General features: G+C 62.3%; 22 protein-coding genes. 9 read left to right on the top strand and 13 right to left on the bottom strand.

Annotated features, from left to right (window positions below; genetic code table 11):
* The first annotated feature begins 7 nt into the window (after positions 1–7).
* The 6 genes from NKH37_RS22575 to NKH37_RS22550 all read left to right on the top strand — a co-directional run bounded on the left by NKH37_RS22575 (position 8) and on the right by NKH37_RS22550 (position 4,713).
* Positions 8–298: a helix-turn-helix transcriptional regulator gene (locus NKH37_RS22575; protein WP_023717048.1), complete on the top strand. Its 291-nt coding sequence runs from the start codon at positions 8–10 to the stop codon at positions 296–298.
* A gap of 16 nt (positions 299–314) precedes the next feature.
* Positions 315–746 carry a replication initiator protein A gene (locus NKH37_RS22570; RefSeq protein WP_023717047.1) on the top strand — a complete coding sequence of 144 codons (432 nt, stop codon included), beginning with the start codon at positions 315–317 and terminating at the stop codon, positions 744–746.
* On the top strand, positions 743–1,303 hold the full coding sequence (locus NKH37_RS22565) for a S26 family signal peptidase (protein WP_023717046.1): 561 nt from the start codon (positions 743–745) through the stop codon (positions 1,301–1,303). The genes NKH37_RS22570 and NKH37_RS22565 overlap by 4 nt, the downstream gene beginning before the upstream one ends.
* 45 nt (positions 1,304–1,348) lie before the next feature.
* A complete protein-coding gene (locus tag NKH37_RS22560) occupies positions 1,349–1,675 on the top strand; it encodes a DUF736 domain-containing protein (RefSeq protein ID WP_023717045.1) in 327 nt (108 codons plus the stop codon).
* Positions 1,676–2,108: 433 nt separating this feature from the next.
* A complete protein-coding gene (locus NKH37_RS34060; protein ID WP_502898594.1) occupies positions 2,109–2,726 on the top strand; it encodes a lytic transglycosylase domain-containing protein in 618 nt (205 codons plus the stop codon).
* A gap of 244 nt (positions 2,727–2,970) precedes the next feature.
* On the top strand, positions 2,971–4,713 hold the full coding sequence (locus NKH37_RS22550; RefSeq protein ID WP_023717043.1) for a relaxase/mobilization nuclease domain-containing protein: 1,743 nt from the start codon (positions 2,971–2,973) through the stop codon (positions 4,711–4,713).
* A 128-nt stretch (positions 4,714–4,841) separates the two neighbouring features.
* Here the strand turns inward: NKH37_RS22550 and NKH37_RS22545 are convergent, their stop codons facing one another.
* From NKH37_RS22545 to NKH37_RS22500, 10 genes are all read right to left on the bottom strand, one after another.
* Positions 4,842–5,891, bottom strand: a complete 1,050-nt coding sequence (locus NKH37_RS22545; protein WP_023717042.1) for an L-idonate 5-dehydrogenase — start codon at positions 5,889–5,891, stop codon at positions 4,842–4,844.
* Positions 5,888–7,294 carry a TRAP transporter large permease gene (locus NKH37_RS22540; protein WP_023717041.1) on the bottom strand — a complete coding sequence of 469 codons (1,407 nt, stop codon included), beginning with the start codon at positions 7,292–7,294 and terminating at the stop codon, positions 5,888–5,890. The genes NKH37_RS22545 and NKH37_RS22540 overlap by 4 nt, the downstream gene beginning before the upstream one ends.
* Before the next feature lie 3 nt (positions 7,295–7,297).
* Positions 7,298–7,870: a TRAP transporter small permease gene (locus tag NKH37_RS22535; protein WP_023717040.1), complete on the bottom strand. Its 573-nt coding sequence runs from the start codon at positions 7,868–7,870 to the stop codon at positions 7,298–7,300.
* Between the two features lie 143 nt (positions 7,871–8,013).
* Positions 8,014–8,988, bottom strand: a complete 975-nt coding sequence (locus tag NKH37_RS22530) for a sialic acid TRAP transporter substrate-binding protein SiaP (RefSeq protein ID WP_023717039.1) — start codon at positions 8,986–8,988, stop codon at positions 8,014–8,016.
* Positions 8,989–9,039: 51 nt separating this feature from the next.
* Positions 9,040–9,759 carry a FadR/GntR family transcriptional regulator gene (locus NKH37_RS22525; RefSeq protein WP_031193403.1) on the bottom strand — a complete coding sequence of 240 codons (720 nt, stop codon included), beginning with the start codon at positions 9,757–9,759 and terminating at the stop codon, positions 9,040–9,042.
* Between the two features lie 148 nt (positions 9,760–9,907).
* Positions 9,908–10,870 carry a DMT family transporter gene (locus NKH37_RS22520; protein WP_023717038.1) on the bottom strand — a complete coding sequence of 321 codons (963 nt, stop codon included), beginning with the start codon at positions 10,868–10,870 and terminating at the stop codon, positions 9,908–9,910.
* A 31-nt stretch (positions 10,871–10,901) separates the two neighbouring features.
* Positions 10,902–13,502: a TRAP transporter permease gene (locus NKH37_RS22515; RefSeq protein WP_023717037.1), complete on the bottom strand. Its 2,601-nt coding sequence runs from the start codon at positions 13,500–13,502 to the stop codon at positions 10,902–10,904.
* Positions 13,503–13,558: 56 nt separating this feature from the next.
* Entirely contained in the window at positions 13,559–14,512 is a 954-nt protein-coding gene (locus NKH37_RS22510) for a TAXI family TRAP transporter solute-binding subunit (RefSeq protein ID WP_051409598.1), read from the bottom strand.
* Between the two features lie 94 nt (positions 14,513–14,606).
* Entirely contained in the window at positions 14,607–15,938 is a 1,332-nt protein-coding gene (locus NKH37_RS22505) for an aspartate aminotransferase family protein (protein WP_023717035.1), read from the bottom strand.
* On the bottom strand, positions 15,935–16,840 hold the full coding sequence (locus NKH37_RS22500; protein WP_023717034.1) for a MurR/RpiR family transcriptional regulator: 906 nt from the start codon (positions 16,838–16,840) through the stop codon (positions 15,935–15,937). Before NKH37_RS22500 ends, NKH37_RS22505 begins: the two co-directional genes overlap by 4 nt.
* 96 nt (positions 16,841–16,936) lie before the next feature.
* Between NKH37_RS22500 and NKH37_RS22495 the strand changes: the two genes are divergently transcribed.
* Positions 16,937–17,785, top strand: coding sequence for a beta-keto acid cleavage family enzyme (locus NKH37_RS22495; RefSeq protein ID WP_023717033.1), 849 nt, complete (start codon positions 16,937–16,939; stop codon positions 17,783–17,785).
* A 167-nt stretch (positions 17,786–17,952) separates the two neighbouring features.
* Entirely contained in the window at positions 17,953–18,345 is a 393-nt protein-coding gene (locus tag NKH37_RS22490; protein WP_023717032.1) for a GFA family protein, read from the top strand.
* Positions 18,346–18,376: 31 nt separating this feature from the next.
* Here NKH37_RS22490 and NKH37_RS22485 read toward each other — a convergent pair whose 3' ends face one another.
* Complete coding sequence (locus NKH37_RS22485) at positions 18,377–19,885, bottom strand: winged helix-turn-helix domain-containing tetratricopeptide repeat protein (protein WP_023717031.1); 1,509 nt, start codon at positions 19,883–19,885, stop codon at positions 18,377–18,379.
* Between the two features lie 148 nt (positions 19,886–20,033).
* Here NKH37_RS22485 and NKH37_RS22480 point away from each other — a divergent pair, with 148 nt between their 5' ends.
* Entirely contained in the window at positions 20,034–20,276 is a 243-nt protein-coding gene (locus NKH37_RS22480) for a DUF1127 domain-containing protein (RefSeq protein WP_023717030.1), read from the top strand.
* 81 nt (positions 20,277–20,357) lie between these two features.
* Here NKH37_RS22480 and NKH37_RS22475 read toward each other — a convergent pair whose 3' ends face one another.
* Together NKH37_RS22475 and NKH37_RS22470 are read right to left on the bottom strand one after the other, a co-directional pair.
* The gene (locus tag NKH37_RS22475) at positions 20,358–20,696 is read right to left on the bottom strand and encodes a DoxX family protein (RefSeq protein WP_245278508.1); all 339 of its coding nucleotides are present in this window, start codon (positions 20,694–20,696) and stop codon (positions 20,358–20,360) included.
* A gap of 23 nt (positions 20,697–20,719) precedes the next feature.
* Positions 20,720–21,082, bottom strand: a complete 363-nt coding sequence (locus NKH37_RS22470; protein WP_031193399.1) for a VOC family protein — start codon at positions 21,080–21,082, stop codon at positions 20,720–20,722.
* Between the last annotated feature and the right edge of the window lie 290 nt (positions 21,083–21,372).

The following is a 21,372-nucleotide window of genomic DNA, read 5'->3' as shown; positions in this document are numbered from 1 at the left end:
TCGAGCGATGTCGAAGGGTCCCGCGGACGCGCCCCAAAAGTATTTGCGCACGAAGGAGGCAGCACCCATCGTCGGGCTCTGCGCCCGCACACTCGAAAAGCACCGGACCTACGGCACCGGCCCAAAATACCGAAAGGTCGGCGGGCGCGTTCTCTACGACATCAACGACCTGCACGCCTGGATAGACCTGGGCGCACGCACCTCCACCAGCGATGCCAACGCGACCTATGTTCCGCCGGCAAAACCCCATGCAGCCCGCGCGCCCGCCTATGTCGGCAGGCGCGACCGCAGCTCCTGATCTGTGGCGCACCGAAATGCCGTATCGCGAGACCGTTCAGCAGCAATTTGCGCTGCCTCATGTCCCCTCATCCGGCTTCCCTCCACCCGGCACGCGGGACGTTGTGGCCTGGCAGCTCGTCTTGATGGTGAAATCCGGCCGCCTGACACCGATCCACTCTCATGCGGGCGAAGAATCGACCTGCGTTGAGGCGGCAAGTGTGCACGGCATGGCAACGATTTGGAACGCTGCCATCCTGGTCTGGGCTGCGTCGCAAACCATCCACGCGCAAGCCAGGAGATTGCAACCGCGCCGCCTGGTAGCGGCGAAACAGCAGCAAACCCTGATCTTCATGTCGCTGCGTAAACGGCGGCATGTCCACAGCCGGATAGCCGCACGCGAGCAGCCGAGTCCATACACGGCCAAGCGTCGTAAAACTTGCCTGCTGCGCCCCGGGATCGAGTCATGAGCAAGCGCACAAAGATCATCGCCACGATGGTTGGCGGCGTAGTGCTCGCCGCGGCGCCGGCATGGATTAGCCATCCGCCGCTGTCCATCTGGAACGCATCGGCGAGCATCCCCGTCGGGCTCTACCGCGTCCAGCCGGCCGACAAAATCGGTATTGCCAATATCGCCGTCATCATGCCGCCCGAGCCATTGGCGGCCTTCATGGCAAGACGCGGGTATCTGCCGAAAAATGTGCCGCTCCTGAAGCGTATTTTGGCACTGGGGGGCGCAACCGTCTGTCGCCAAGGCACAACGATCATCGTCAACGGCAAGACGTATGGACATGCGCGCGAGCGTGACAGTCGCGGTCGACCCCTGCCCATCTGGCAGGGCTGCCGCGACATTGCCGAGGCGGACGTCTTCCTTATGAACCCGGGTGCAGCCGACAGTTTTGACAGCCGCTATTTCGGCCCGCTCCCGCTCTCATCAATCGTTGGCCGCGCGCTTCCCGTCTGGACCACGGAGCCCACCACTCCGGTGCTGGAATTCACCAACGATCCCCTTGCTAGCGAGCCGTGACGGCTCGGTTCGACGTGCACTAACACCCATGAAAGGAGCACTGCAATGACTCAGATCGGAACATTCACGCGCAACGATGACGGCTTCTTCGGCAATCTCTCCACGCTAACGATCGAGGCGAAGATTGCCATTCTGCCTGCCGAGAAATCCAAAACCGAAAACGCGCCCGACCATCTGATCTATTGCGAAGGGACGGCGGTCGGTGCGGCTTGGGACCGCGCCGGAGACAAGGCTGGGGATTACCTCTCCGTCTCAATTGACGACCCGTCCTTTACGCAGCCGATCCGCGCCAAGCTGTTCCGGTCCGATGCAGAGAACAGCGTCTGGAGCATGCACTGGAACCGATCATCGAAGCGCGACGGGCGAGGCTGAACAAATGCTTCTGGAGCCCTTCGACGAATCTTTCTCGCCAATCCTTTTGATCCATTGGGCGCCGGTTAAACCCTTCGACCCGACCGCCCGCGAGGCAGCCCACAGAGGGCCGGACACTTGCTTGTGGCTCCGGACGCAGATTTCATCACAGTTTTGGCAAAGCCGGTTCGATCGGCGAGCCCCTGCCCTTAACGGAAGCGAACACCGTCGCAGGCTGGCGGCGCATCGGTTCTGCGGTCTGCGGGATGCAGCCCACAGAGGCATGACGACGTTTGCCGCATGTGTCATGCTCGGCTTCGTGGCGCCCGAAACTGTTGCAGCGGCTTCCTCTGCTGGTGAACGGCCGGCGCACTCCGAGTCGACGATCTTGTCGGCAGGCCCGTGGTCGCGGCATATCCGGGAAGCGTCAAAACGCTTCGCCATTCCAGAGCGGTTGCTGCGCGGCGTCATGCATGTTGAGAGCGTCGGCGATGTTCGTGCGCTTTCAAGCAAGGGCGCAATGGGCTTGATGCAGATCATGCCGGCGACCTGGGAAGAACTGCGCATCAAATACCGTCTCGGTGACGATCCCTATCAACCGCGTGACAACATTCTTGCAGGTGCAGCATATCTTCGCGAAATGCTCGACAGCTTCGGGCGCAGCGGCTTTCTTGCCGCTTACAATGCCGGTCCTGGTCGGTACAGGGAACATCTCTCAACCGGCCGGCCGCTGCCACGCGAGACGGTCGACTACGTCAGGAAACTCGCGCCGCTGCTCGATGGTGCAGTTCTCAGTCCGCGGCGCGCGCGGCAAAGAAGGGGCAGAGCCAGCTCACTCCGTGCAACGATCTTTGCGCATCCCCATGACATTCGGAACGCCGCTGCATCGGATGGCAATGGTTATGCCGAGACGATCTTTGCGGCGATTCATTCGTCCGCGATGCGGTCGCCAATGGGCCATCCTGTTGCGGACCTGACTGCGATCGAGCCACGGCCGGGTGAAACCGATTTCCAATCGAACCACGCTGTTTCCGGCCTATTCGCTCAGCCCTCTTTAGTCATATCGCGATGATCGCCACGTTCCTCCTCAATTCCATTCCGGCCTGTTCCGTCGCGGAAATTGCGGCGGAAGGGTTGTCCGCAGATGAGGACAGAGAGAGTGGCAGGATAAAGGGCCGCGAGGTGCGGCTCGGATCGGCCGATTGTTTTCCTTACAATTTTCGACTCATTTCGCGATGTGCTGCCACAATCAGCGATGTGCGCTATTCCCATTTTTTCAGTCTTTCAATGGAAACCGCACCTCGTGGCCGCCTAGCATGACGCGTGACGATAGCTTTCGCGTCCGCCCGGGTCGTATCCGCTCCCGCGCCGGCCAGCGCGCACGACCCTTCATCTTCCAGGCTCTTGCGGCCACACAGCGCGCCGGCGGTCACCTTACACGCGAGGGTCGGATCACCTCCCCGCGAGCTTCAACGTTTGGCCGCGGCAGATCAGCGAGCATCCGCGCCAGTCGCCTCATCTCTGACCGCTCACGCGGCGCCGTCGTCAAGACCCGTGTGGTGCGGCAGTTCAGAGGGTCTGCGCCACTCGCCACCCATCTCAAATATCTTCGCCGCGAAGGTGTTACACGGGATGGTGAGAAGGCGAGGATGTTCGGCCCTGACACCAAAGAGGCAGATCATGACGCCTTCTGCGATCGCTGCAAGGACGATCGGCATCACTTCCGTTTCATCGTTTCACCGGACGACGCAATGGAGCTCGGCGAGCTCAAGAACTTCACTCGTGACCTGATGGTCGACATCGAGCGCGACCTCGGCACGAGGCTTGACTGGGTAGCCGTCGATCACTGGAACACCAAACATCCGCACGTTCACATCCTCGTTCGCGGCGTTGCCGACGATGGCGAGAGTCTTGTCATCTCGCGCGACTACATCCGCCAGGGCATGCGCGATCGGGCGAGCGACATTCTCACCCAGACGCTTGGGCTCCGCACCGACCTCGACATCCGCCAGGCCATCGAGCACCAAGTCGACACTGAGCGCTGGACGCAGCTCGATCGCCAGCTTGCTCGTGACGCCGACCGTCATGGTATCATTGATCTCGCGCCACACCCTGATCGCCATCCCGACCAGTTCCTGGGGCTCAAAGTCGGCCGGCTGCGGCAACTGGAACGCCTGGGTCTCGCGAACGAGATCCGTCCCGGCCAATGGATGGTGGTCGAAGAGGCCGAGGCCACTTTGCGCGCCCTCGGTGAACGCGGCGACATCATCAAGCGCATGCACCGCAGTCTCACCGTGCATGGGCTAGAAAAGGGGACAGCCGACTACGTGCTGGCCGCCGAAAAAATTGATGCGCCCGTGATCGGCCGACTGCTCGAACGCGGCCTTGATGACGAACGGCGCGGCGCGGCCTATGCCATCGTCGATGGCATCGATGGACGCACGCACCACATTCGCTTCCATGATCCTGATGCGGCGGGAGATTCCGACCCGGGCTCGGTCGTGGAGTTGTGTCGCGATGCGAGTGCAAATGGCGGTGGCCGGGTCACGCTCGCCGTCCGCTCCGACCTCTCAATCGAACAGCAGGTCCATGCTTCCGGCGCGACTTGGCTCGATCGCCAACTCGTTGCACGCGAGCCCGCCGAATTCGGTGACGGCGGCTTTGGCAAGGACGTAGGACAGGCACTGCAAGATCGGGTAGATCACCTTGTCAGCCGCGATCTGGCCAGGCGCGAGGGACAGCGCGTCATTCTTGCCCGCAATCTGATCGATACACTACACGATCATGAGGTGGAATCGCTTGGTGCCCGCATCGCCGCCGAGACGGGCCTGTCATTCACGAAGGCTCCCAACGGCAATCATGTGGCTGGGATTTACCGGCGGCGTTTTTTGCTGGCTTCAGGCCGGCTCGCGATGATCGATAATGGACTCGAATTCAAGCTGGTGCCCTGGTCGCCGTCGCTCGAAAAGCGATTGGGTAATCAAGTTACCGGGGTCGTGTGCTCAGATACGGGGGGCGTGGATTGGAGCCTGGGAAAGAAGCGCGGCATCGGCTTATGATGGTTACACGCGTATGCTCTATCCTGATGCTGGGAAGCCGGCACGGTCCGTCGCACATCCTCTGTTTGTACCTGCACGGTGAAGCGCCAAATGGGCTCGTAAAAAACAGGGACGTTGCGAATCCTCAATCAGTCCGCGGTCAGCACGACCTTGACACTCTGAGTGCGGTCGGCGGCAAGTCGGAACGCATCGGGGGCGGAGGAAAGCGTGCGCTCCGCCGTCACCAGCTTCAGGACGTCCACCTCCCGCGACACAATGAGGTCGACTGCGCGACCGAACTCGCTGCCGAAGCGGAAGGTGCCTTTGAGGTCGATCTCCTTGGCCATCACCGCATTGGCGGGCAGCGGGATCTGGCCATTGGGAAGATTGCCGACCTGGACCACCGTGCCGCCGCGCCGGACGCTGGCGATTGCCGCGGCAAGGCCTGCGGCAGTGCCTGAAATCTCGAACGCCACGTCAAGCGAACCGCCGGCGGCGAGCGCCTGGAGCTCGCCGTCGCCGCTGGCAATGTCGATCGTCCTGTCGGCACCCAACCTGCCGGCGAAGGCGAGCGGCGCGGCGGCGATGTCGGCGACGGTCAGTTCAGCGCAGCCGGCAAGCCTGGCCGCGAGCATGGTCAAGAGACCGATGGGGCCGGCACCGAACAGGATGACGTTGCGGCCCCTGATGTCGCCCGCCCGCGCGACGGCGTGCAGGCTGACCGCCAACGGCTCGGCAAGCGCCGCCGCCTGGTAGGCCACATCAGATGGAACCTTGAAACATTGCGCGGGCTTGGCGTCGAACAGACTGGCGAAACCGCCCTGCATATGCGGCGTCTTCGATGCCGAGCCCATGAAATAGATGTTCTCGCAGAGATTGGCGCGGCCTTCCAGGCATCGCGCGCAATGCCCGCACCAGCGCGACGGATTGACCGCGACGTGGTCGCCGACGCCCAGGCCGGGTGCCGCGCCATTGATCTCGACGATTTCGCCTGAGATTTCGTGGCCGAGGACAAGCGGCGAGGTCACCACGAAATCGCCGGTACGGGCATGGCGGAAATAATGCAGGTCGGAGCCGCAGATGCCCCCGGCCTCGAAGCGCACCCGCACCATGCCTGGCGCCAGCGGTTCGAGCGGACGCTCCACGACGCGCAGGTCCTGCGGGCCGAACAGCGTCGCGGCAACCACCTGGCCGCTCACCGGATCAAGCCCATCTCGGTCGGCAGCCAGAGCGTGATGGCGGGTATGAAGGTGATCAGAAGCAGCGCCACGATAAGCGGCACCAGCCACGGCAGGATCGCCATGGTGGTGCGCTCGACAGAAAGCTTGGCGACACGTGACAGCACGAACAGCACCATGCCGAGCGGCGGGTGCAAAAGCCCGATCATCAGGTTGAGCGTCATGATCAGCCCGAAATGCACCGGGTTGATGCCGTAGACGGCGGCAACCGGCAGCAGGATCGGCACCAGAATCGTGATCGCGGCGATCGTATCGAGGAAGCAGCCGACCACCAGCATCAGGATGTTGACCAGGATCAGGAACACCCACTTGTTTTCGGTGAGCGCGAAAATGAAGTTCGAAAACAGCTGCGCTGCCTGGCTGACGGTGAGCAGCCAGGCGAAGATCGATGCGGCGGTGACGATGAAGAGCACCGAGGCGGTCGTTTCGATCGTGTCGAAGCTGGCCCTGGCAAGCAAACGCAGCGTCATCGTGCGGTAGCGCACCAGCCCGAGGAAAAGCGACCAGATGACAGCCGCCATCGCGGCTTCGGTTGGCGTGAACCAGCCCATCGTCATGCCGCCGATCAGGATGACCGGCGTCATCAGCGCCATGACCGCGGAGAAGTCGAAATACCAGTCCGCCGCGACCAGCACCAGCAGCGCGATGCCGACCGCGATGTTGATCGACAGGCCAAGCTGCACAAGCACGTAACAGCCAATCGGAAAGGCAGCCACCACCAGCACCTCGCCTGCTGCTTCGGCGAGCCGCCGAAGCTCGAAAGGTGTGTCGGAACCCCAGCCGCGACTGTAGGCAAAGATGGCAACCGTAATCATCATCAGCACGGTCATGACCACGCCGGGCAGGATGCCGGCCATGAACAGCGCACCGATCGAGACATTGGCCATCATGCCGTAGATGACGAAGGGCAGCGAGGGCGGAAAGATCGGCCCGAGCGTGGCGGAAGCGGCGGTGACGCCGACCGCGGCGTCGATAGGATAGCCGTGGTCCTTCATCGCCTTGATCTCGATCGTGCCAATGCCGGCGGCGTCGGCGAGCGCGGTGCCCGACATGCCGGAAAAGATCACCGATCCGATGATGTTGACCTGCGCCAGGCCGCCCTTCATCCAGCCGACCAGGGCAAGGGCAAAGGAATAGATGCGCCCGGTGACGCCGGCGATGTTCATGAGGTTGCCGGCCAGGATGAAGAAGGGAACGGCGAGCAGTGGAAAGCTCTCGACCCCGGCGATCATGCGCTGGGCCGCAATGATATCGGGCGCCACGCCGTAGATGACGAGGTAAAGGATCGAGGCGGCCGCCATCGAAACGGCGACCGGCACGCCGATGAGCATCAGGACAAGAAAGCCCCCTACCAGAAGCAGCATCGCTCAGACCCCCGCCGTCTCGAACGCCCCGGGACGCTCGAGCACCGAATAGCCGCGCCTGTAATTGCCGATGAAGACCTGGATCGAGCGCAGAAGCATCAGCACGAAGCCAGCCAAGACGGCGTAGAAGAACCAGCGCCGCGGCAGGTTGACTGTGACCATGCGCTCATGCGCCACGATCGTGACGTAGCGCCACATCAGCCATGTTCCGTAGGCGAAGAATGCAATGCGGATAATATCGACGGCGAGCGCCAGCCAGCGGCCAACGCGCTCCGGCAGATAGTGGTAAAGCACATCGACATGGATATGGCGCGAAAGGCGCACGCACATGGCGGCGCCGAGAAAAACGACGACGACGAGCGCGTTGATGGCGATCTCCTCGGTCCAGGCAAGGCTGTTGTTCAGCGCATAGCGGGTGAAGAACTGCAGGAAGACACAGACGACCATGCCCCAGAACACGGCAAGCGTGATCCAGTCCTCGATACCGTGGTCCGACAGGTCGACGTGTACCGGCACCTCCTCGAAGGCGTGGGCGATCTCTTCGACGGTGATCTCGGTGTGGTGTTCCTCGGCCATTGGCGCGGGCTCCCGAAGCTGGTGGTCGTCAAGGATTGGAAAGGCCGTCCGGCACAATTTCAAGCCGGACGGATGGGCAGGTTAAAGCGGCGAATCCGATTGCCGCCCTATCCTCTTGATTGAGCATCCGATTTCCCGATGCCCTATTTGATGGCGCGGATCGCTTCCCAATCGGCCTTGTTGTAGCCGAATTCCTCGAAGGTGACCTTCTCCAGCACATTCTTCTCGAAGTCGGCACGGTCGACATCGGTTACGCTGATGCCGCGGTCCTTGAATACCTGCACCAGTTCCTTTTCGCGGGCGACGATCTTCGCCGTGGCGCGGGCGGCAGCCTCCTGCATCACCTCGGTGAAGATCTTCTTGTCCTCGTCGGAAAGCGAGGCCCAGCGCGACGCCGATATGATGGTGTTGAGATGATCGACGATATGGCCGGTGAGCACGATGTTCTTCTGCACCTCGTAAAATTTCTTCGCCTCGATGGTGGTCAGCGGGTTCTCCTGGGCCTCGACCGTGCCGTTCTGCAGGGCGAGATAGACCTCGGCGAAGGCAATCGGCGCGGTGTTGGCGCCGCAGGCACGCGGCATGGCTAGATAGGCGGGCACGTCGGGGACGCGCATCTTCAAGCCCTGCATGTCGGAGCACTTGGCGATCGGCCGGTTCGAGGTCGTCTGCCGCGTTCCATAATAGGTGGTGGCGGCGATGTGATTGCCGGTCTTGTCCTCGTAGCCCTTGGTCAGGGCCTTGTAGACGTCGCTCTTGGTGTATTTCAGCAGATGGTCGGCATCGCGGAAAGTGTATGGGAAATAGGTGACGCCGATCGGTGGATATTCGCGCGCTGCGAAGCTCGATCCGGAAATGATGATATCGACGGTGCCGAGCATCAGGCCCTGGTTGATGTCTGCTTCCTTGCCAAGCTGCGAGGCCGGATAGACGTCGATGGCGTAGCGGCCCTGGGTGCGCTTCTTGATCTCGTCGGCCGCCCACACGGATTCGGTGTGGAAGGGCTCCGTCGTCTCGTAGACATGTGCCCATTTCAGGACCGTTTCCGCCGAGGCCGACGCCATGGGTATGGCAATTGCGGCGATCGCACCGAGCAGAACTGCGTATTTTCTCAGCATCTAATTCCTCCCTGGTTGGATTTGACGGCCGGATCTCCCCCCGGCCAACTGCTATTCCGCAACCTCCTTGGCTGCGGCTCTCTCATCGAAATTGCGTGAGAATCTGATTTGCGACTGGCGCAGATGCTGCTGCATGGCGGCCTTGGCCCGCTCGGGGTCGCGCGCGGCAATCGCATCGCGCACGGCACGATGCTCCTTTGCCGCTATCTGCCAGGAATCGTTGGTCTCGAAATAGATCGACAGGCGTTCGAAGTACGGGTTCATGCGCTGGTCGAAGAGCTCGCCGATGAAGCGCACCAGCACCGCGTTCTCGAGAATGCCGGCGACTGCAGTATGGAATTCCCGGTCGAGCGTAATGGTCATCTTGTTGGGGTGACGCATGGCCTCCATCCGGCGCAGCACGTCGTCGAGCCGTTCGATATCTGCAGGCCGGACGTGGAGAGCAGCTTCGGCGGCGATCGCGCCTTCGACGAATTCGCGCGCGCGCAGCAGCTCGAACGGGCCTTCCTCGATTTCGGGTTCGGAGGCGGGGGCGCTCGGCGGATCGGTGACGTAGATGCCCGAGCCGACGCGGATGCGTATGCGGCCTTCGACCTCCAGCGCTATCAGCGCTTCACGGACCGTCGGGCGGGAAATTCCGAGCTGGTCGGCCAGATCCCGCTCGGTCGGCAGACGGTCGCCGACGGAAAACTCGCCGGCATCGATCAGTTGCCTGAGCTGATCGGCGACCTGTCGGTATAGCCGGCGTGGTTCAACGGCCTGGATCGGCATGCGTGTTTAGTTCCCTCCCCGGCTCGCCCCTGGTACATTGGTCTGACCCATTGACCGCAAGCTTAGACAGACCATGCAGAGAGTCAAGCTCGACAGAACCGCGGCCCGCGCACCGGAAGGCGGCGGCATTGCGCAGGCATTCCATGCGTCAGCGCCGTCCTCCGCGAATGACCAGGACGTTCCCGGCGGCGACGAGGACGAGCCCGATGATCGCGTAAGCGGTCCAGGCATAGCCTTCCAGCGCCGTGGAGATCAAAAGCGCAAAGACGGGAAATATGACGGTCGCATAGCCGGCGCGGGCGCCGCCAATGCGTCCGAGCAGCGTCAGGTAGGCGGCGAAAGCCATGACTGTCGATATGACGGCGAGGAAGACCAGCGAGCCGATATAAGAGGCGGTCGTCGCGAACACGAACGGCTCACCGAGCAGGAAGGCCAGGAACGCCGACCACAGAGTGCCGTAGAGCATGCCCCAGGCGCTGGTTGAAACGAGCGGCAGGCCGCGGCGCTGGTTTGCGACGGAGACGAGATTACCGGCGCAGAAGCTCAGCGTGCCACAGAGGCACAGCAGAAGGCCCACCAACGTCCTGCCTGAAAGCCCGTTCGCGGCAATTTCGGGAAAGAACATCAGCGCTATGCCGGCGAAGCCAATAACGCCGCCGGCGAGAATGCGCGGCGCCGGGCGCTCGCCGATGACCAAGGCACCGAGCAGCATGTTGATGACCGAGGCGAGCGAGAAGACGACCGAGAGCAATCCGCTGACGAGATAGCCGGCGCCGTAATAGAAAAACAGGAAGTTCGATGAGAAGATGAGGATGCCGAGCACAGCAAAGCGCAGATGATCGGTGATCGGAAAGCGGAGCCGCCCGCCGGAAAAACCGGCCCAGGCAAACATCAGCAGCGTGGCGATGGCGAAGCGCCAGACCAGATTGACCTCGTTCGATACGCCGCTGCCGACCTGAAGTTCGATCGCGAACCACGATGCGCTCCAGGCGATGACCGTCAGCGCGTAAAGCCCGTAGTCGACGGGTTCGAAGGGGCGGTCGCGCGTCGTCGTGCGCTTTTCCGCGGTAGCCGGCTCCGGGGCGCCGTTTGGTTCTCTTGTTACCGACATGCTGGCCAAGACTCTTCCGCTCATAAGGCGCTTATAGACCAACCGTCCGCCTTCGCCGCTTCTGACCCCAGACGACGAGACCGAGCAACAGCAGTGCCGGGATGGCGAACCAATAGCGCGACGGCCGTTCCGCAGGGACTAGCACCTGATTGATTTCGTCGCCCGGCTGCAGGCCGAATTTGGCCGCCTGGCTGCCCAGTCGCACCACGCCGACCGTCACGTTATCGCCAAGCGCACTGACGTCCAAGCCCGCGGCCTTCAGGCGTTCGGCCGATGAATTTCCAGGCCCGAGTTGTAGTCGCACCAGCTTCGATATCTCATCGCCGTTGAGGTTCAGTGTCGTCAGGCGCAAGCGAACTGCGCCCCCCTCGGCTGTCTCGTCGACGATACGGCCGAGTTCGGAGGCAGGCACTGCCCGATAGGGTTCGCTCACCTGATCGAGCAAGAGTCCCGGCCTGAACAAGATGAAACAGGCCAGCAGCAACGCAATCGTCTCGTACCAGCGGTTGCGCACGAGCATCCAATTCTGCGTCGCTGCTACAAACGAGACCATGGCCAGCGTCGACGTCACCACCATCGCGACGAAGTCGAACGGACCTTCGAGATCGATCATCAGCAGTCCGGTGTTGAAGATGAAGATGAACGGCAGCAGGCCGGTACGGATCTCGTATTTGAAACCCTGAATCCCGGTCTTCACCGGATCGGCGCCGGAAATTGCCGCAGCAGCATAAGCCGCCAGCCCCACTGGCGGCGTCACGTCTGCCATCAGCCCGAAATAGAAAACGAACATATGGACGGCGACCAGCGGCACGGCAAGATCGTTCTGCGCCGCCAAATCGACGATGACCGGCGCCATCAAGGTGGCGACGACGACATAGCTTGCAGTGGTCGGCATGCCCATGCCGAGAATGATGCAGATCACCGCGGTGAACAAGAGCATGACGATGAAGCTGCCGCCCGAGATGAATTCGACCAGCTCGGTCATCACCAGCCCGATGCCCGTGAGCAGAACCGTGCCGACGATGATGCCGGCCGTCGCAGTGGCAATGCCGACCGTCGTCATGTTCCGTGCAGCGGCGGACAGGCCACCGACCAGATCGTCGAAACCGCGAAGCCAATGCCGTGCCAGCGCACGGTCCTTGCGGAAAAAGGCGGTGAGCGGCCGTTGCGTCACGATCAGCGCCATCAGGGCGACAGCGCCCCAGAATGCCGACAGGCCGGGCGACAGCTCCTCCACCATCAGGCACCAGATCAGCAGGATCACCGGCAGCAGAAAATGCAGGCCGGTGCGCGCCGTCTCGCCGAAATGCGGAATCCTTACGATCTCGCCCTCCAGATCCTCCAGCGGCAGGTCGGGATAGCGCGCACGGTAGGCGACAAGGCCGATGTAGACGGCGATCAGCGCGGCAGTGATCATCCAGGTCGCGGCCGCGCCGAAAACGATCTTCGTCCAGCCAATGCCGTAATAGACAAGCCCTGCGAGGACGATGAAGCCGCATATGCCCATCAGCCCACGCAGCGCACCCTGAAATGCGGAGTGCGTGCTGCGTGACGGCAGGCCCTTCATCCCCGTCTTCATCGCCTCGATATCGACGATGTAGAACAACGAGCCGTAGGTCAGCAGCGCTGGATAGAAGGCATGCTTGACCACCTCGGCATAGGAGATGCCGACATATTCCGCGATCAGGAACGCGGCGGCGCCCATCACCGGAGGCATCAGCTGACCATTGACGCCGGCCGCGCATTCGATGGCGCCCGCCTTGACCGCAGAATATCCGACCCGGCGCATCAGCGGGATGGTGAAGGTTCCGGTGGTCACGACATTGGCGATCGACGACCCAGAAATCATGCCGGTCAGGCCGGAAGCCACGACACCGGCCTTGGCCGGACCGCCGCGGTATTTGCCGAGCAGCGAGAAGGCAAGCTGGATGAAAAAGCCGCCGGCGCCGGCGCGCTCCAGCAATGTTCCGAACAGAACGAACATGAAGACGACATTGGTGGACACACCGAGGGCAACACCGAAGACCCCCTCCGACGTCAGCCACATCTGCGAGGCTGCGCGCGATAACGTCGCGCCCTTGTGGCCGAGCAGGCCAGGTAGGTGAGGCCCGGCGAAGATATAGATCAGCATGATCGCCGCGATGACGGTGATAGCAGGCCCGACGGCGCGACGCGCGGCCTCGAGCAGGATGAGGACGCCGGCGATCGAGACGACCAGGTCAGCCGTAGTCGGAAGACCCGGCCGATGGGCGATATCGCTGTAAAAAACCAACAGATAGAGGGCGGACGCCGCCCCGGCGATGCCTAGCACCCAGTCGGGCGGCGGCACCCGGCTGCGCGACGAGGTCTTGAAGGCCGGAAACGTCAGCATCGCCAGAAACAGGGCGAAGGCCAGATGAATGGAGCGGGCGATGCCGTCGCTGACAACTCCAAAATTGAGCATGAACGGAAGGGGCGAGGCATACCAGAGCTGGAACAGCGACCATGCCAGCGATACGCCGAGGATCAGCTTCGCGGTGCGGCCGGTCGGCTTGCGCCCACCGGTGTCGGCCTCGGCGACGATCTCGCTGAGCTTGTCAATGTCGATAACGGGTTGGTCAGGCGCTGCCGCCCGCTGGCTTTGATCTGTCATCGTTCCCCACAATTATTTGCGATGCGAGGTGCCCGTTGCGCCTCGCATCGGAGGCCTCAGAGCCAGCCCTTTTCCTTGTAGTAGCGCTCCGCGCCCGGATGTACCGGCGCCGACAGACCGGTCTTGATCATCTCCTTGGGATCGAGATTGGCGAAGGCCGGATGCAGTTTCTTGAAGTCGTCGAAATTTTCGAAGACCGACTTCACCAGTTCGTAGACCACCTCATCGGGCGTGCTGGCGTTCGCCACGACAGTGGCGCGGACGCCGAATGTCTTCACGTCGTCCGGATTGTTGGCGTACATGCCGCCCTTGATGGTGGCGACTGAAAAGTAGGGATGGGCTGCTAACAGCGCGTCCACTGCCGGACCGGTCAGTGGGATGAGTTTGGCGCCACAGGCCGTGGTCGGATCCTGGATCGCGGCGGAAGGATGACCGACGCCATAGAAGAAACCATCGATCTTGTTGTCGCACAGCGCGCTGCCCTGCTCGTCCGCCTTCAGCTCAGCGGCAAGCGAGAAATCGCCGAGCGTCCAGCCAATCTGCTTGAGCAATTCCTCCATCGACGAGCGGGTGCCTGATCCGGGATTGCCGACGTTGAAGCGTTTGCCTTTGAAGTCCTCGAATTTGGTGACGCGGGCGTCCGGCCGCGCCAGCACGGTAAACGGCTCGGGATGGACGGAGAACACGGCCCGCAGATCCTTGAACGGCTTGCCGTCGAAATTTCCAGTCCCCTCATAGGCCTGGTACTGGACGTCCGATTGGGTCAAGCCGAAATCGAGGTCGCCGGTCTGGATGGAGTTGACGTTGAAGACGGAACCGCCGGTCGACTCGGTCGAGCATCGGATGCCGGTTTTCTGCCGGTCCTTGTTCATCAGTCGGCAAATGGCGCCGCCCACAGCGTAGTAGACGCCGGTGACCCCGCCGGTGCCGACCGTGACGAAGCGCTGCTCGGCTCCGACGGATGGCAGCGCCAGCAGCATGCAGGCCGCCGCGCCGATCAGGGTTTTCATCGAACTATACATGGTTGCTACCTCTCTGGTGGTTGTCCCGGCCCGTCGCCGATGACGCGTTGGAATTGGGTTGAGGCGATCCGCGTCGTGCGGGTCAGGCCGCTGAAGCGATCGCAGCGTCGATCGCCTCACCGAGCCGTTCGACGATCCGATCGATATCCTGTTTGGAGATGATGAAAGGCGGCGCCACAAGCACATGAACGCCGCGCACACCGTCAATCGTCCCGGCCATCGGGTAAATCATCAGGCCGCGGGCCATTGCTTCGCGCTTGATGCGGGCGTTGAGTTCAAGCCTCTGGTCGAACGGCTCCTTGGTGGCGCGATCAACCACCAGCTCGATTCCCCTAAACAGACCCCGCCCGCGAATGTTGCCGACGTGATGGTGGTTATCGAAGCGTTGGTGCAGGCGTTCGTCCAGCTGCGCGCCCATTGCGCTGACGTTGTCGAGCAGACGGTCACGTCGGATGACCTCCTGCACGGCAAGGCCGGCCGCGGCCGCCATTGGATGCCCCATATAGGTATGCCCATGCTGGAAGAAGCCCGAGCCTTGGGCAAAGGCGTCGAAGATATGCCTGCCAAGCAGCACCGCGCCAATCGGCTGGTAGCCGCCGCCGAGCCCCTTGGCGACGGTCAGCAGGTCGGGAGTGATGCCGTCCTGTTCGCATGCATGCAGCGTGCCGGTACGGCCCATGCCGCACATCACTTCGTCGAGGATGAGCAGCACGCCGTAGCGGTCGCAGATCGCGCGAATGTGCTTGAAATAAGCGGCAACCGGCGGCACGGCGCCGAGTGTGGCACCCACCACCGGCTCGGCGACAAAGGCGATGACCTCGTCCGGGCCGAGTTCGAGGATCTTGTCTTCGAGCTGCTGGGCGGCGCGCACCGCATAGGCTTCGTCGCTTTCGCCATGCTTTTGATAGCGATAGGCATAACAGGGGTCGATGTGATGGGTCTCGATCAGCAACGGCCTGAATTGGGCGCGCCGCCATTCATTGCCGCCGGTGGCGAGAGCACCGAGCGTATTGCCGTGATAACTCTGCCGGCGTGCGATGAGATGGCGCCGTTGCGGTTCGCCTTTCTCGACAAAATATTGCCTGGCCATCTTGAGCGCGGCCTCGACCGCCTCCGAGCCGCCGCTGACCAGATAGACATGGTCCAACCCTTCCGGCGCGTCCTCGACCAGCCGATCTGCCAAGCGCTCCGCCACCTCGGTGGTGAAGAAGCTGGTGTGGGCGTAGGCGATGCGGTCAAGCTGGGTGTGCAGTGCAGCGATCACGTCGGGATGACCGTGGCCGAGACAGGACACGGCGGCGCCGCCCGACGCGTCGATATAGGACTTGCCCTCGGCATCGAACAGTTCGATGCCTTGGCCGCGAATGGCGACCGGCAGCGTCGAGTGGATGGTTCGATGAAGAATGTGTGTCATCGACGGTCCCTCATGGGCATTTTCTTCGGCGGACGTTGGTTGAGATGGGTCTTGAGGGCGGCGCCCTGCTCATCGAAACGTCGCAGCGACTCAACGGCGCCCTCGCCTGCCTGCCCTGCGACAAGAGCGCCGAGGACCTCCGCAACGATGAAAGCTGGCGTCATGGTGTGGAAAAAGGACGGGCTGCCCGTCGGCACGATGACCAGGTGATCGGCAAGCAGCGCCAAGGGCGCTACCCCGCTGTCGGTGACCGCAACGATCGGTACGCCGCGGCCGGCAGCATACTCGACAAGCTCGATGGTGAAGCGCGTGTAGGGCAGGACGCTGGCGGCGATCAGCACGTCGTCCTTGGTCGCGTGGGCCAGAGCGTCGCCGTCGGTTCCGCCGATGCCGTGCAACAGCACCGACTTCTCGCCGATCAGCGACAGGATGTAATGCAGATGCCAGGCCACTGCGTGGCTCGAGCGCAGGCCGAGGCAATAGACACGCCTTGCCGCACTCAGCGCCCTGGCCGTGCCGACCAGACGGTCGATCGACCTGCTTTCGGCGAGATGGGCAAGCTGGCTGGAAATTGAATCCAGAATATCGGCCGCCAGCGCGTGGTCGCCCTTGAGCTTTTGGTTGGCCACCTGGAGGCCCGCCTTGCCGGCAAAACCGATTTCGCCGTCCCGGATCGCGGCGGCGTAGATATCGCGTACGGTCTCGTAGCCATCAAGGCCGAGATGCTGGGCCAGCCGCGTCATCGTGGCCGGCTGCACTCCCGCGTGCCGGGCCTGCTCGCGCATGGACAACAACGCGACATCATACGGCTTATCAAGGACATAGCGCGCGGCGGACCGAAGCTGCGCCGACATGCCGTCGAAGGCACTGACGATCTGTCCAGCAAGCTCTCCCTGGTCCATGGATATTGCTAGCTCGCCAGACCAGCGATTGCAACGTCTGTTTCAGTGTGGTCAAAGATTGATTCATATGAATCTTGTAACTCACAGAGCGTCTCCATGAAGCCGGCCCATGGTCTCGATCGCGTCGCCATAGCTGTCGCGCCGAACGGGGGACGTCGCAGCAAGGCCGACCATCCGGCGATTCCGCTGACACCAGCCGAACTTGCGCGGACGGCCGCGGAATGCGCCGATGCCGGTGCGGCTATGATCCACGTCCATGTCCGCGACAGAAGCGGCAATCATCTGCTCGACGCCGACGCCTACCGCCAGGCGATCGCCGCCATCCGCGGTGCCGCCGGCGACCGCTTGGTAGTTCAGATCACTTCCGAAGCACTCGGTATCTATTCGCCGGCCCAGCAGATGGCCGTCGTACAAGATGTGAAGCCGCAAGCTGTCTCCCTGGCGCTTCGCGAAATCGTTCCTGATGCCGGATCGGAGCTCGCATTCGCGCGCTTCATGGCCTGGCTGCGCACCGAGGGAGTAGCGCCGCAGATCATCCTCTATTCGCCCGAGGAGGCCGTCAGGCTTTCGGACATGCAGCAGCGCGGACTGATCCCCTGGGCAAGCATACCGGTTCTCTACGTGCTGGGCCGCTACACGCCGGGACAGACGTCCGTTCCTGCCGATCTCCTGCCATTCCTCGCGGCGAACACGCCGCGCTTCGACCATTGGAGCGTCTGCGCCTTCGGCCGCAACGAAGCGGCGTGCGTGATCGCCGCCGCGTTGCTTGGCGGCCATATCCGGGTCGGCTTCGAAAACAATCTCTTCCTTCCGGACGGCAGAATAGCTTCGTCCAACGCCGAACCGGTAGCGACGGTCGCACGCATACTCGCCGACTGCGGCGTCAAGATCGCCTCGGCCGCCGAGTTGGCGGCTCAATGGAACGCGCCGTTTCGTTCCATATGACAAACCAAAGCCTATTTTCGGCGGCAAGCTCGCGTAAGGCATAGAGAGGCGGCTGCAATGTCATCGCCACGGAAGAACGACGTGTCCCCGCCTACGGCGCGGCGATTGCAACAACAGTGCCGGTCGTTGTAACCATTCCGGCCGCTTGATTTTGGAGGAGACGCAGCATGGACCGATTCACCGGCGGGTGCCTGTGTGGCAACGTCCGAATTGTCGCGTCGGGGCGCCCATACCGGGTCGGCCTTTGCCACTGTCTCGACTGCCGCAAGCATCATGGCGCCCTTTTTCACGCTTCCGCGATATTTCCTGAGGATGCGGTGACGATCGACGGCGAAACACGCGACTATGCCGGGCGGTTTTTCTGTCCGCGCTGCGGCTCGACGATTTTCGGACGCACCGCCGACGAAATCGAAGTGAACCTGGGATCCCTGGATGCGCCTGACCAACTGATGCCGACCTACGAAAGCTGGATCATCCGTCGCGAGTCCTGGTTGCCGCCGTTTCCGCTCACCAGACGATACGAGCGCGATCGTGACGCCACGGGTCGCTTTGAGGAATAGGTCGCACGAACGGTGCGACGGCGCCGGCGCGTCACTCCGGAAGGCCGGCCTTGCGGAAGCCGTCAACGAAATGCTCAAGCGTCCCAGCGTCGCGGAATGGCTCCGTCGTCGCCCAGTGCCGGGTTGTGAAATGCGGGTTGCCGACGAGGAACAGTTCGACCTCTGCACGCGCCTCGTCGAGCCGGCCGAGTTGGGCAAGGCTTGCCGCCAGGAAACGGCGTGAGCTTGTACGATAAGTCTCGTCCCTGCGCAGTGTCTCGACAGCAGCCTCGTATTCGCGGGCCGCGTATTGCGCCTGCCCGAGCGTCAGATAATACCAACTTGCCGGAAACGGGTTCAGCCGGAAGGCCTTGCGGATGTGCTCAAGGCCCTCCTCGACCTGCCCCGCCAAGATCGCGATGTCGGACAGTGCCGCCCAGGCATCGGCCTCGTTCGGGTCGAGCTCGATGGCCTTGGCGAATTCCGCATCCGCCTCGGCGAAGCTGCGCTCGTAGGCAAGCAGGTAAGCCAAGACCCAGCGGCACCCGGCATCGTTGGGGTCGATCGCCACGGCTTTGCGCGCCAGCTCTAAAGCAACGCTACGGGATGTTTCGGTTGGTCCGCCGGAATGCACCAATCCCATCCAGTGGTTCATGGCAAGCCAGCGATAGGCCTCGGCATATTCCGGATCGAGCGAAACCGCGCGGGTGAGCATCAGATGCGCTTCCCGCGCCGTCTGCGGCGAATCATCCATCAGCTTGCGCGCGCGCACACACAGATCGTAGGCCTCGAGATTTTTGGGCCGATTGCGCGGCGGTGGTGCGCGTAGCCGGCCGAGCAGCGCCTCGACGATCTTGCCGGTGACCTCGTCCTGAACGGCAAAAATATCTTCCAGGCTGCGATCGAAGCGTTCCGCCCATAGATGATCGCCGCTCGCCGCGTCGACCAGTTGTGCATTGATGCGCACCTGCCCGGCGGCGCGTCTTGCGCTTCCCTCCAGCAGGTAGCGCACGCCAAGCTCCTCAGCGATCCCGCGCACGTCCATCGCCTTTCCTTTGTAGGCAAAGGCCGAGTTGCGTGCGATGACGAACAGGCCGGAGATCCTCGACAGGTCCGTGATCAGGTCTTCGGTCAACCCATCGGCGAAGGATTCCTGCTCGGGATCGTTGCTGACATTAACGAAGGGCAGCACGGCTATCGATGGTTTGCCGGGCAGTGGCAAAGGTTTTCGCTTGGCGCCGCCGAGCTGTTCGACGGCGCCCGTGAAGCGGTAGCCGATGCGCGGAACCGTGACGATCCATTCACCACCGTCGGCGGCCGGACCAAGCAGCTTCCGCAGCAGCGCTATCTGGACGGTAAGGTTGCCCTCCTCGACGGCGGTGCCCGGCCACGTCGCGTCCATCAACTCAGCCTTGCTCAGGATTTCGCCGGACCGTCCGACGAGCGCCGCAAGCAGCTTTAGCCCGCGGTAGCCAACGGCAACGGGGACACCGTTCCGGAGGAGCGTTCCCGCGCCCGGATCAAGCGCGAACGGTCCAAAGGCAAAGCGCGATCCCTGCATACGGCGCATCTATAGCCCGTTTGGAAGTTTTGAGAACTATTTGGGAGAGCTTAATTACGGCGCTGTTCGTATCCTGCAGAATTCCTCCTCTTTCAGGTCGAGGGTCCTCCCAAATCGTATTGGACCTCAAACCATATGGAGGTTTGCCATGAACGATATTCCTACCTTTGCCTCGGGCCAGCATAAGGCAGCTCGGCTGGCGGAAGTGTCGCGTCGGCACCACAGCCTGGCGACGCTGCGAAACATTATCGCGGCCTGGCGCGAGCCGACACGCTTTCGCTGGGACCTCAAGCGATTGGCGGAGACCAATCCCCATCTGATCGACGATATCGGTCTGACGAGACGACAGGCCGAGGAAGAGATCGCCAAGCTGCCCTTCTGGCAGCGATAGGCGAATGCTGCAAAGACACGGATCGCCAACGACCGGCGGCTGATGGCAGATGAAGACGAAGCCGCCGCCTCGAAACGATGATCACAGGCTAGTGGTCGCGGCGACAATCAACCCGCCCAAGACGGCAACATTGATGGTGAAGCCGGTACGAAGGGCTTCGCGTTCATAGCCGCTGTAGCGCCAGAAATTGAGCGCCATGAAAGACGCCGCGATGGTGAAGACGGCCAAAGCTGCGGCGGGAAAGGGTCCACCAAGGCCCGTTGCGAGGCAAAAGCCGCCGCCGATCTCAAGCACCGATCCGGCCGCGAGAAGAGGCTTGGGAGCAGGAAAGCCCCGTTCGGCCAGGGACGCTGCAATCGCCCGGAATCTGAGGAAATGCTCGGCGCCTGCCCAGATAAAGACGCCGCCGAGCAAAACCACTCCGAGGTGGTGGAGGACCGCGATCATTCCTTGGTGCCGTCTTCGGTGTAAACCGCTAGCTCGTAACCGTCCGGGTCCGCAAAATGAAAGCGCCGGCCGCCGGGGAAGCCATAAATCGGCCTGACGATCTTGCCTCCCGCTTGCTCGACACGCTTGACCGTTGCCGGCAAATCATCGGCATAGAGAATGACGAGCGGGCCTCCTCCGGACCTCGCTGGGCCAGCCGCAAAGCCGCCTGACAAGCGCCCGTCGTTGAACTCGCAATATTGCGGGCCGTAGTCAGTGAAGGTCCAGCCGAAGGCCTTTCCGTAGAAGTCGCGTGACCGCTGAATGTCTTTCACGTTGAATTCGACGTAGTCGATCCGTTGGTCGTTGTTGTTGCTCATGACGCATACCTCTCGTGTGATGTACGACACCGAAAGATAAGCACGTATCTCGCTTGCCGGATTGAACAAAACGGCCATCGACGTATGAGCAGCAAACGGCGCTGCCGATGGCGATGCACGTGACATCACCCCTCATCTGCCCTCTTCGTTCCGGCCGGAAGAAAACAACCGATTCTTGCAACCGTTCGCCATCGCAGGGTCATTCTGCCCATGTCGGGCAGATGGTGGAGTTTCATTACCGCTGGCATCCATATTACGGCGGTCGTTTTCGGCATGAAGGTCGCGAGGAC

The sequence above is a fragment of the Mesorhizobium sp. M1217 genome (genome assembly GCF_040318275.1).
Taxonomy (GTDB): domain Bacteria; phylum Pseudomonadota; class Alphaproteobacteria; order Rhizobiales; family Rhizobiaceae; genus Mesorhizobium.
Note: the sequence above shows the minus strand (reverse complement) of the source record. Positions and strands in the feature narration are given on the sequence as shown.